The organism is Cellulomonas endophytica (assembly GCF_004123805.1).
Lineage (GTDB): Bacteria > Actinomycetota > Actinomycetes > Actinomycetales > Cellulomonadaceae > Cellulomonas > Cellulomonas endophytica.
This window is the reverse complement of sequence record NZ_RWJX01000036.1, coordinates 19,103-28,490: the sequence shown is the minus strand read 5'-3', so window position 1 is coordinate 28,490 and position 9,388 is coordinate 19,103. Positions and strand designations below refer to the sequence as shown.

General features: G+C 74.7%; 9 protein-coding genes, 1 pseudogene and 1 riboswitch. Of the genes and pseudogenes, 9 read left to right on the top strand and 1 reads right to left on the bottom strand.

Going from position 1 to position 9,388, the window contains the following annotated elements; translation table 11 throughout:
• The 6 genes and pseudogenes from EJA20_RS11575 to EJA20_RS11550 all read left to right on the top strand — a co-directional run.
• Positions 1-188 (top strand): annotated as a pseudogene (locus EJA20_RS11575) (ABC transporter ATP-binding protein); the annotation flags it as partial.
• Entirely contained in the window at positions 188-1,414 is a 1,227-nt protein-coding gene (mmsB, locus tag EJA20_RS11570) for a multiple monosaccharide ABC transporter permease (RefSeq protein ID WP_129338304.1), read from the top strand. The pseudogene EJA20_RS11575 and the gene mmsB, both read left to right, overlap by 1 nt.
• A 152-nt stretch (positions 1,415-1,566) precedes the next feature.
• Positions 1,567-2,775 (top strand): ROK family transcriptional regulator, encoded by a 1,209-nt coding sequence (locus EJA20_RS11565; RefSeq protein ID WP_240675414.1) that lies wholly within the window; start codon positions 1,567-1,569, stop codon positions 2,773-2,775.
• Positions 2,776-2,864: 89 nt separating this feature from the next.
• Complete coding sequence (locus EJA20_RS11560) at positions 2,865-3,722, top strand: ATP-binding cassette domain-containing protein (protein WP_129338303.1); 858 nt, start codon at positions 2,865-2,867, stop codon at positions 3,720-3,722.
• A gap of 1 nt (position 3,723) precedes the next feature.
• On the top strand, positions 3,724-4,626 hold the full coding sequence (locus EJA20_RS11555; protein WP_129338302.1) for an HAD family hydrolase: 903 nt from the start codon (positions 3,724-3,726) through the stop codon (positions 4,624-4,626).
• 158 nt (positions 4,627-4,784) lie between these two features.
• The gene (locus tag EJA20_RS11550) at positions 4,785-5,339 is read left to right on the top strand and encodes a DoxX family protein (protein ID WP_205687474.1); all 555 of its coding nucleotides are present in this window, start codon (positions 4,785-4,787) and stop codon (positions 5,337-5,339) included.
• 137 nt (positions 5,340-5,476) lie between these two features.
• Here the strand turns inward: EJA20_RS11550 and purU are convergent, their stop codons facing one another.
• Complete coding sequence (gene purU, locus EJA20_RS11545) at positions 5,477-6,376, bottom strand: formyltetrahydrofolate deformylase (RefSeq protein WP_420836429.1); 900 nt, start codon at positions 6,374-6,376, stop codon at positions 5,477-5,479.
• Positions 6,377-6,424: 48 nt separating this feature from the next.
• Here purU and EJA20_RS11540 point away from each other — a divergent pair, with 48 nt between their 5' ends.
• The 3 genes from EJA20_RS11540 (at position 6,425) to EJA20_RS11530 (ending at position 9,299) form a co-directional block, all read left to right on the top strand.
• Entirely contained in the window at positions 6,425-6,919 is a 495-nt protein-coding gene (locus tag EJA20_RS11540) for a GNAT family N-acetyltransferase (RefSeq protein ID WP_129338301.1), read from the top strand.
• Positions 6,920-6,930: 11 nt separating this feature from the next.
• A riboswitch (ZMP/ZTP riboswitch) is annotated at positions 6,931-7,016 on the top strand.
• A 100-nt stretch (positions 7,017-7,116) separates the two neighbouring features.
• On the top strand, positions 7,117-8,415 hold the full coding sequence (gene glyA, locus EJA20_RS11535; protein WP_129338300.1) for a serine hydroxymethyltransferase: 1,299 nt from the start codon (positions 7,117-7,119) through the stop codon (positions 8,413-8,415).
• Positions 8,415-9,299 carry a bifunctional methylenetetrahydrofolate dehydrogenase/methenyltetrahydrofolate cyclohydrolase gene (locus EJA20_RS11530; protein WP_129338299.1) on the top strand — a complete coding sequence of 295 codons (885 nt, stop codon included), beginning with the start codon at positions 8,415-8,417 and terminating at the stop codon, positions 9,297-9,299. Before glyA ends, EJA20_RS11530 begins: the two co-directional genes overlap by 1 nt.
• The last annotated feature ends 89 nt before the right edge of the window (positions 9,300-9,388 follow it).

The window sequence follows — 9,388 nt, the reverse complement described above, 5'->3', positions numbered from 1 at the left end:
TCATCAACCGGCTCGCCGACGCGGGGAAGGCCGTCATCGTCATCTCGTCGGAGCTGCCCGAGCTCTTGGGCATCTGCGACCGGATCTACACGCTGTCGGCCGGCCGCATCACCGGGCAGCTCCCCAAGGAGCAGGCCACCCAGGAGAGCCTCATGGCGCTCATGACGAAGGAGAGGGAGCAGGTCTGATGACCGCCGTCGCCACGCCCCAGCAGACGAAGGGGCCGCAGCAGCCCTCGCCCGTCGCGGGACTCAAGGAGCTCGTCACGCGCAACATGCGCACGAGCGGCATCTACATCGCGTTCGTCGCGATCGTCGCGCTGTTCGCGATCCTCACCGGCGGGCTCTCGCTGAGCCCCCGCAACGTCACGAGCCTGGTCCTCCAGTACTCGTACATCCTCATCCTCGCCATCGGCATGGTGATCGTCATCATCGCCGGGCACATCGACCTGTCGGTCGGCTCGGTGGTCGCCCTCACGGGCGCCGTCTCGGCGATCCTCGTCATCCGCAACGGCCAGCCCTGGTGGGTCGGCGCCCTCGCCGCCCTGGCGGTCGGCGTGGTGATCGGGTGCTGGCAGGGCTTCTGGGTCGCGTACGTCGGGGTGCCCGCGTTCATCGTCACCCTCGCCGGGATGCTCCTGTTCCGCGGCCTGACGCTCATCGTGCTCGACAACATCTCGCTGTCGCCCTTCGGCACGCCCTACACCGGCATCGCCGGCGGGTTCCTCAACGGCCTCCTCGGGGGCGACGGGTACGACGCCTTCACCCTCATCATCGCGGGCATCGCGGTCGTCGGGTACGCCTACAGCCAGCTCCGGGCCCGCCAGGCCCGCGTGCGGTACCAGCAGACCGTCGAGGCCATGCCGCTGTTCGTGCTGAAGATCGTCGCGATCGCGGCCGTCGTCATGTGGTTCGCGTGGCAGCTGGCGCACGAGCGCGGCCTGCCGATCGTCCTCATCATCATGGCGATCCTCATCGTCGCGTACTCCGTGGTGACGACCCGGACGGTCTTCGGCCGCCACGTCTACGCCATCGGCGGCAACCTCGCGGCGGCGCAGCTGTCCGGCGTGAAGGTCAAGCGCGTCAACTTCTGGATCTTCGTGAACATGGGCTTCCTGGCCGCCCTGGCCGGCGTCGTGTTCTCGTCCCGGTCCAACGGCGCGCAGCCCGCGGCCGGCCTCAACATGGAGCTCGACGCCATCGCCGCCTGCTTCATCGGTGGCGCGTCGGTGTCGGGCGGCATCGGCCGCGTCGGCGGGGCCATGGTCGGCGGTCTCATCATGGCCGTCATGAGCAACGGCATGTCGCTCATGGGCGTCAACCAGTCCTGGCAGGCCGTCGTCAAGGGCCTCGTCCTGCTGCTGGCCGTCGCCTACGACATCTACAACAAGCGCCGCGCGGCCGCCGCGCGCTGACGCCCCCGGTCCCCGCGCCCCGCGCGGGACCCGCGACGACGGCCGGCGCCGGAGCACAGGCTCCGCCGCCGGCCGTCGCCGCACCCGGCCGCGCCCCCGAGCGGGGCCGCGCCCCGCCCGAGCACCTCCGCCCGCCCGCTACGCTCCGCACCGTGAGGGGGTCGCCCGTGTCCGGCTCCCAGTCGTCGTTGCGCGGCGCGAACCGGGTCCTCCTCGTCGAGACCCTGCGCCGCTACGGCGGCCTCACGCAGGTCGAGCTCTGCGGCGCCACGCGCCTGTCGGCCGCGACGGTCTCCACCATCGTCCGCGAGCTCCTCGGGGCGGGGGTCGTCGAGACCCGGACCACGGTGCGCTCCGGCCGCCGCGCCCAGCTCGTCACGCTCGCCCGCGCCGTCGGCCTCGCGGTCGGCGTCCACATCGGCGAGCGCCACCTGCGGCTGGCCCTGTCCGACTCCTCGCACGACGTCCTCGCCGAGCAGGTCCTGCCCCTGCCGGTGGAGCACCGCGTCGACACCACGCTGGACCGCGCCGCGCTCCTCGTCGTCGACCTGCTCGAGCGCGTCGGGTCCTCGCTGGAGGACGTCGTCGGCATCGGCATCGGGCTGCCGGCACCGGTCGACGACGCGACGGGGATGATCTCCGTCCGCGGCATCCTGCGCGGCTGGGACGAGGTCCACATCGCCCAGGTGATGTCGAAGCGCCTCGGCCGGCCGGTCTTCGTCGAGAACGACGCGAACCTCGGCGCCCTGGCCGAGAGCCGGCTCGGGGCGGCCCGGGACTACCGCGACGTCGTCTACGTGCGCGCCTCCTACGGCACCGGCGCCGGGATCGTCCTCGGCGGCCACCTGCACCGCGGCTTCGCGGGCACCGCCGGCGAGATCGGTCACGTCCAGGTCGACCCCTCGGGCGACATCTGCCGGTGCGGCAGCCGCGGCTGCCTCGACACGGTCGTCGGCTCGCGCGCGCTCATCGAGCCCCTGCGGGGGTCCTACGGCTCGCTCGCGCTGCGCGACGTCATCGCCCGGACCCTCGAGGGCGACCCGGGCTGCCGCCAGATCGTCTCCGACGCCGGGGCGACGATCGGGTCCGTCGTCGCGAGCCTCGCCATGGCCGTGAACCCCCAGTGCGTCGTGGTCGGCGGCGAGCTCGCCGAGACCGGCGAGGTGCTCATCGGCCCCCTGCGCAACGCCATCCGCCAGCGCGTGCTCCTCAACCAGATCGCCCCGCTGGAGGTCCTGCCCGGCGAGCTCGGGGTGCGCTCGGAGGTCACGGGCGCGCTCCTGCTGGTGCTGCAGTCGACCGACGTCAGCCGCCAGGTGGAGGAGGTGGACGTGCTCGCCGCGGTCGAGGGCACGCCGTGAGGCGGCCGCCGGCGACCCCCGGGGTCGCCGAGGGGGCGGGGCAGGGGCCAGGATGGCGCGACGCGCAGCGACGAGCGGGCGGAGGCTCCATGGACGCGGGACGGACGGGCGGACGGGGTGCCCCGGCCCCGGACCTCGCCGCGCCCGCCGGCGCCACGGCCCCCTCCACGGCCCCTGCCACGGCCCCCTCCCCGCCCGCCGCCCCGGTGCCCCTGCTGGCCCTGCGCCAGGTGAGCAAGTTCTTCGGCGCGGTCGAGGCGCTGGTCGCGGTGGACCTGGAGGTCCACGCGCACGAGGTCGTCGCGCTCGTCGGGGACAACGGTGCGGGCAAGTCCACGGCCGCGAAGGTCATCGCCGGGGTGCTGACGCCCGACGCGGGCCAGGTCGAGATCGACGGCGAGCCCGTCACCGTCGGGAGCCCGTCCGGCGCCCACGACCTCGGGATCGCGACGGTCTTCCAGGACCTCGCGCTGTGCGAGAACCTCGACGTCACGGCGAACCTCTTCCTCGGCCGCGAGGTCCACCAGGGGCTCCTGCTGTCCGAGGGCGAGATGGAGACGCAGACCCGCGGCACCCTCGACGCGCTCAGCGCGCGCATCCCGTCCGTGCGCACGCCGCTGCACCAGCTGTCCGCGGGGCAGCGGCAGTCCGTGGCGATCGCGCGCACGCTCATCGGCTCGCCCCGGATCGTCGTGCTCGACGAGCCCACGGCCTCGCTGTCCGTGGTCCAGACGGCGGAGGTCCTCACCCACATCGAGCGGCTGCGCGACCTCGGCCTGGGCGTCATCATCATCAGCCACAACATGAACGACGTGCGGGCGGTGGCCGACCGGATCGTCGTCCTGCGGCACGGCCGCGTGAACGGCACCTTCGACGCGGCGTCCGCCAGCTACGAGTCGATCATCGGCGCCATCACCGGCGCGAGCCACGCCGCGCCGATGGCCTGACGTGGGCGGTGCGGCCCGCGTGGTCCCGGCCGACCGCCTCGACGCGGCCCCGCGCGTGCGGCCGCAGGGCCCGCCCGGGGTGCCGCGCCTCGTCGCGACGGACCTCGACGGCACCCTGCTGCGGCGCGACGGCACCGTGGGCGAGCGGACGGCGCGCGCGCTCGTGGCGGTCGAGGCCGCCGGCGCGCGGGTCGTCCTCGTGACGGGCCGGCCGCTGCGGTGGATGGGCACGCTCTGGGAGCACGTCGGGGCGCACGGCGTCGCGCTCGTCTCCAACGGCGCCCTCGCCTGGGACGTCCGGGCGGGCCGGCCGCTGGAGGTGCTCGGGCTCGACCCCGCCGTCGTGCGCGCGTGCGCGGCGGGGCTGCGCGCCGCGGTGCCGGGCACCACGTTCGCGCTCGAACGGGTGTCGGGCTTCACGTGCGAGCCGGGCTTCGGCGCGCGCGGGGCGGCGGACGCGGGCGCGGCGCCCCTGGAGGCGCTGCTGGACGACGAGGGGCCGGTGACGGTCCACCCGGCCGGCGACCCCGCGGTGAAGCTGCTGGCCCGGCACCCCGACCTCGACCCCGAGGCGTTCTGGCGGCAGGTGGCGGCGGTGGTCGGGGACCGGCTGACAACGACGCGCTCCGCCGCGAGCGCGCTCGTCGAGATGAGCGCCGCGGGGGTGACGAAGGCCTCGGCCCTGCAGCGCCTGTGCGACGACCTCGGGGTGGCGGCCTCCGACGTCGTCGCGTTCGGGGACATGCCCAACGACCTGCCGATGCTCACCTGGGCGGGCCGGTCGTGGGCCATGGCCGACGCCCACCCGGCCGTGCGGGAGGCGGCCGACGCCGTCGCCCCCGACTGCGACGAGGACGGGGTCGCGCAGGTCCTCGAGCGGCTCTTCGGGCTCGACCGTCGCTGACGCCCGGGGCCCGCGCGCGGGCGGCCCGCGCCGGGGCCCGCGGGACGTTCGGCCCGGGTGCGGCCCCCCGGGGCGCGGGATGCTGGCGGCAGAGCGCGAGGAGGCGCTCACCGGGACGACGGACCCGCCGCCCGGACCCCACCGGAGAGGTCGTCACCATGTCCACCATCTCTCGGCCGGCCCCCGCCACGAGCGCGGGTGCGACCGTCCACCAGGAGCAGCTCGTCCGCAGCCCGCTCGCCCGACGCGTCCTCGCGGTCGCCCGCCTCGTCATCGGCTTCACGTTCCTGTGGGCCTTCCTCGACAAGACCTTCGGCCTCGGCTTCATGACGCCGACCGAGCGGGCGTGGATCAACGGCGGCACGCCGGCGCAGGGCTTCATCGGGGGCATCGAGGGGCCGTTCGCGGGCTTCTTCCAGGTCTTCGCCAACCCGTTCGGCGACGTCCTGTTCATGGCCGGCCTGCTCGGCATCGGCGTGGCGCTCATGGCGGGCGCCGGGCTCCGCATCGCGGCCGTGTCGGGCACGCTGCTCATGCTCTTCATGTACCTCGCGGAGCTGCCCGCGGCGCTCGGCGGGACGAACCCGGTGGTCGACAGCCACTGGCACGAGGCGCTGCTGCTCGTCATCGCCGCGGTGACCCTGTCCGGGGACACCTGGGGCGTCGGCAAGCGCTGGGCACGGATCATCGGCCACCGCACCTGGCTGCGCTGAGCGGTCCGCCCGCACGCACGACGAGGGGCAGGTCCCGTCCGGGACCTGCCCCTCGTCGCGCGTGCCGTCGTCCCCGGGCCGCCCCCGCCTCAGCGGAAGACGGCCTCAGCGGAAGACGGCCTCAGCGGAAGACGGCCTCAGCGGAAGACGATGGTGCGGTGGCCGTCCAGGAGCACCCGGTGCTCGGCGTGCCAGCGCACCGCCCGGGCCAGGGTCCGGCGCTCCACGTCCTGCCCGAGCGCGACGAGCGCCTCCACGGGGTGGCCGTGGTCGACCCGCTCGACGTCCTGCTCGATGATCGGCCCCTCGTCGAGGTCCGCGGTGACGTAGTGCGCGGTGGCGCCGATGAGCTTCACGCCGCGGTCGTGCGCCTGGTGGTACGGCTTCGCGCCCTTGAACGAGGGCAGGAACGAGTGGTGGATGTTGATGACGCGGCCCTCGAGCGCCCGGCACAGGTCGTCCGAGAGGATCTGCATGTACCGCGCCAGCACGACGAGCTCGACGTCGAGCTCCGCCACGAGCTCGAGCACCCGTGCCTCGGCCGCGGCGCGCGTGGCGGCGGTGACGGGAACGTGGTGGAACCCGATGCCGTAGAACCGCGCCAGCGGCTCCAGGACGGTGTGGTTGGACACGACGCCGACGAGCTCCACGGGCAGGCCCTCGGAGCGCTGCCGGAAGGCCAGGTCGTTGAGGCAGTGGGCGGCGGTCGAGCCCAGGACGAGGGTGCGCACGGGGCGCCCCACCACGTCGAGCGACCAGCGCAGCCCGAACTCCGCCTCGAGGCCGCGCATCCCGTCCTCGAGCGCCGCCCGGGGGACCTGCGCGGTGACCTGGACCCGCATGAAGAACAGGCCCGTCCCGGCGTCGCCGAACTGCTGCGACTCGGTGATGTTGCCCCTCAGCCCGGCCAGCAGCCCCGAGACGGCGTGGACGATGCCGGGGCGGTCGGGGCATGACAGCGTCAGCACCCAGTGGGTGGGCGCGTCCAGGTGGGGGCGGAGCACCTCGTCGGCGGACTGATCCGGGTGGGGGGACACAGCGCCCGAGAGTAGTGCGGCACCCGCCCGGGCTGAGACGATGGCCGCATGACGGAGCCACCGATGGACATCCGCCCGGTCGGCGTCGAGGACGCCGGCGAGCTGCTCACGCTGCGCCGCGCGGCCTTCGTGTCCGAGGCGCAGGTCTACGGCGACCCGAACATCCCGCCGCTGACGCAGACGCTCGACGAGCTGCGCGAGGACCTGCGCGCCGTCGGGGTCATCACGCTGGGGGCCTGGCGCGGGCACCGGCTCGTCGGGTCCATCCGCGTGCTCGTCGAGGGGACGCGGGCCACCCTCGGGCGCTTCGCGGTGGCGCCGGACCTGCAGGGGCAGGGCGTCGGGACGCAGCTGCTGCTCGCCGTGGTGCCGCACCTGTCCGAGGGCATCGAGGAGGTGTGGGTCTTCACGGGCAAGGACTCCGTGCACAACATCGCGCTGTACAGCCAGCACGGGTACGAGCACCAGGAGGACCGGACCGCCGGCGACCTCACCTACGCCTACCTGCGCAAGATCGTGGGGGACGCCCCCGCGTCGGCGTGACGGGGTAGCCTTGCCCGCGTCGTGACTGGCGCAGGTGGGGCACCACCGGGGAGCGACGAGAGCAGCAGACCACGGGTCGGACGCCTGGGCCCCCGGTCACCCCGCACGCGGACCGTCCCCAGCCGACGACCACCGCCGCGAGGGGTGCCGGACGTGTGCCGCCGGCGCCGGACCTCGCGGCCGACCCCAGGAGAGCCATGAGCGCCGAGCCCCTCGTCCGTCCGTCGCTGCTCGACCAGAGCATCGCCGAGGTGGACCCCGAGATCGCCGCCGTCCTCGACGGCGAGCTCGCCCGTCAGCAGGACACCCTCGAGATGATCGCCTCCGAGAACTTCGTGCCCCGCGCGGTGCTCGAGGCCCAGGGATCGGTCCTCACGAACAAGTACGCCGAGGGCTACCCCGGCCGCCGCTACTACGGCGGCTGCGAGCAGGTCGACGTCGCGGAGAACATCGCGATCGAGCGGGCGCTGACCCTGTTCGGCGCGGAGCACGCGAACGTCCAGCCGCACTCGGGCGCCACCGCCAACGCGGCCGTGCTGCACGCGCTCATCCGGCCCGGGGACAGGATCCTCGGCCTCGAGCTCGCGCACGGCGGGCACCTCACGCACGGCATGAAGATCAACTTCTCCGGGCGGCTGTACGACGTGGCGGCCTACGGCGTCGACCCGGACACGTTCCTCGTCGACCCCGAGGCCGTGCGCGAGGCCGCGCTGGCCCACCGCCCCGACGTCCTCATCGCCGGCTGGTCGGCCTACCCGCGCCAGCTCGACTTCGCCGCCTTCCGCTCCATCGCCGACGAGGTCGGCGCCAGGCTGTGGGTCGACATGGCGCACTTCGCCGGGCTCGTCGCCGCCGGGCTGCACCCCTCGCCCGTGCCGCACGCGGACGTCGTGTCCTCCACCGTGCACAAGACGATCGGCGGCCCGCGCTCGGGCTTCATCCTCTCCCGCGAGGAGTACGCCAAGAAGATCGACTCCGCCGTCTTCCCGGGCCAGCAGGGCGGCCCCCTCATGCACGTCATCGCGGCGAAGGCGGTCGCGTTCAAGATCGCCGGCTCGCCCGAGTTCCGCGACCGCCAGGAGCGCACGCTCGAGGGCGCGCGGATCATCGCCGAGCGCCTCACGGCGCCCGAGGTGGCCGAGGCCGGCGTCTCCGTCCTCACCGGCGGCACCGACGTGCACCTGGTCCTCGTCGACCTGCGGCACTCGCAGCTCGACGGGCAGCAGGCGGAGGACCTCCTGCACGCGGTCGGCATCACCGTGAACCGCAACGCGGTGCCGTTCGACCCGCGCCCCCCGCGCGTCACCTCCGGCCTGCGCATCGGCACGCCGGCGCTGGCCACGCGCGGCTTCGACGCGCGGGCCTTCGCCGAGGTCGCCGACGTCATCGCCACCGCGCTGACGCAGGGCGCCGCGGCGGACGTCGACGCCCTCCGCGCCCGCACGGCGCGCCTGGCGGCCGAGTACCCCCTCTACGACGGCCTGCGGCAGTACTGATGGCGGCGCAGACCCTCGACGGCACCGCGACGGCCGCCGCGATCAAGGCCGAGCTGACGCAGCGCGTGGCCGCGCTGGCGGAGCGGGGGGTGCGGCCGGGCCTCGGCACGCTCCTCGTCGGCGACGACCCGGGCTCGCGGTGGTACGTGGCCGGCAAGCACCGGGACTGCGCCGAGGTGGGCATCGCCTCCCTGCGCGAGGACCTGCCCGCCACCGCGACGCAGGAGGAGATCGAGGCGGCGGTGCGCCGGCTCAACGAGGACCCCGCCTGCACGGGCTTCATCGTCCAGCTGCCGCTGCCGGCGGGCATCGACACCCACCGGGTGCTCGAGCTCGTCGACCCGGCGAAGGACGCGGACGGGCTGCACCCGACGAACCTCGGGCGCCTCGTGCTGCGCGTCAACGAGCCGCTGGACTCGCCGCTGCCGTGCACGCCGCACGGCATCGTCGAGCTCGTCGAGCGGCACGGGCTGTCCTGGAAGGGCGCCGAGGTCGTCGTCGTCGGGCGCGGCGTCACGGTCGGCCGGTCCATCGGGCTGCTGCTCACCCGGCGGGCCCTCAACGCCACCGTGACGCTCACGCACACGGGCACGCGCGACCTCGCCGGGCTGACGCGCCGGGCGGACGTGGTCGTCGCGGCCGCGGGCGTGCCGGGGATCGTCACGGCCGACATGGTCAAGCCCGGCGCGGTGGTCGTCGACGTCGGCGTCTCCCGCGCGACGGACCCGGCGACCGGGAGGAGCCGGGTCGTCGGGGACGTCGACCCGGGCGTCCGCGAGGTCGCGGGGTGGGTGTCGCCGAACCCCGGCGGCGTCGGCCCGATGACGCGCGCGATGCTCCTGCGCAACGTGGTGGAGACGGCCGAGCGGCTCGCGGCGGCCTGACCGCCGCCCCCGTGCGCACCGCCCCGACGGGGGCGCCCGAGAGGTCCGGGCGCCCCCGTCGGCCCGTCGCGGCGAGGTGCCGCAGCGGT

Coding starts and splice junctions, on each gene's coding strand:
- glyA (WP_129338300.1), top strand. CDS start 7,117: ATGAGCGCCGAGCCCCTCGTCCGTCCGTCGCTGCTCGACCAGAGCATC.
- EJA20_RS11560 (WP_129338303.1), top strand. CDS start 2,865: ATGGACGCGGGACGGACGGGCGGACGGGGTGCCCCGGCCCCGGACCTC.
- EJA20_RS11550 (WP_205687474.1), top strand. CDS start 4,785: ATGTCCACCATCTCTCGGCCGGCCCCCGCCACGAGCGCGGGTGCGACC.
- EJA20_RS11540 (WP_129338301.1), top strand. CDS start 6,425: ATGACGGAGCCACCGATGGACATCCGCCCGGTCGGCGTCGAGGACGCC.
- EJA20_RS11530 (WP_129338299.1), top strand. CDS start 8,415: ATGGCGGCGCAGACCCTCGACGGCACCGCGACGGCCGCCGCGATCAAG.
- mmsB (WP_129338304.1), top strand. CDS start 188: ATGACCGCCGTCGCCACGCCCCAGCAGACGAAGGGGCCGCAGCAGCCC.